The following is a 1,081-nucleotide window of genomic DNA, read 5'->3' as shown; positions in this document are numbered from 1 at the left end:
CACAACCACAAGACTCAGCGGTGGCTGCTCCATGCTCACGGACAAAACCACACAGCTCCAGCAGGTCCGAACGGATCTCCTGCTGGAGTACTAGGCGAGAACGGTCTCCGACATCGCGTTGGACGCGACTGGCTGCTGCTGCGCGAGGGCGGGCCACCCGCCGGCCACCTGCGTCACGGTCACCGCCAGCGCGAGGAAGAACCAGCCGGCCACGGTGTGTCCCGCCCGGCGCGCGTCGCTGTCCCGGACTACCCATTGGCGAATTTCCGGCATCACTCATACCTCCGAGTGGGCAATCCGCAGTTAACCGGACAGTTGCATTATTAGCTCCCAATCTCCGGACAGGGTTTCAGAAACGCCCGTCGTTGGCCGGGTCGGCAAGATCCCGCCAAACGCCGGCCGGCCGGGGGACGGGCTGAAAGATCGCGTGTTGCGGTCGCTGCCCCCTGAACCCGGATGGGCTACATGACCGGTTAACACCCATTTGGGGTGTGGCCGGGGGCATGGTGGTGGCGGAATCTCGGCGGGTGCCGGGGGGTTACACCATACGTACGACCGAGGAAGTGCCCCGCCACCCGCGGGGTCGGCCGCCGGGAATGGTGGTGGCCGGCCGGTCGTTACATCTGGACCCGGCGCCGTGCGTGTCCCTGCGAGACCCGCGGTCGCCGACCTTTCCTTAGTTCGTTGAGCGCCGGACGGTGCTTGCACCCCGCTCCCGACCCCCTTCGGGTGCCTGTGGGTGTCGACCCCCGAATGGAGCAACTCTCATGAACACGATTCTGCGTCGTAGTGCACTTGGTATCGCTGGTCTGGCCTTCGGTGCTGGTGTGATGGCCAGCCCCCAGACCTTCGACACCACCACCGCTACCACTCCCACCCCCACCACGTCGGCGGACGCTCCCGCCTCGGCGGCTGCGGTCCCGGTGGAGAAGCCGGACATGGACACGCTGATCCCGCACGGCACCCAGGGCACGCAGTCGCGTATCGACCTGGGTGACGAGCAGACCGGCAATGTGAAGGCCATCATCGAGGCCACGAAGAAGGCCGACATGGATGAGCGGGCCGCTGTGGTGGCGATCGC

2 pseudogenes are annotated in these 1,081 nt (G+C 66.4%); one reads left to right on the top strand and one right to left on the bottom strand.

The window, feature by feature from the left end:
- Positions 1-93: 93 nt before the first annotated feature.
- Positions 94-276 (bottom strand): annotated as a pseudogene (locus K228_RS0125115) (cell wall anchor protein); the annotation flags it as partial.
- A 491-nt stretch (positions 277-767) separates the two neighbouring features.
- On the opposite strand from K228_RS0125115, the pseudogene K228_RS0125110 reads away from it, so the two are divergent.
- Positions 768-1,081: pseudogene (locus K228_RS0125110) on the top strand (hypothetical protein); the annotation flags it as partial.

Source organism: Salinispora cortesiana, from assembly GCF_000484695.1.
In the GTDB taxonomy this organism is placed as follows: Bacteria; Actinomycetota; Actinomycetes; order Mycobacteriales; family Micromonosporaceae; genus Micromonospora; species Micromonospora cortesiana.
This window is presented reverse-complemented; position numbering and strand designations above follow the sequence as displayed.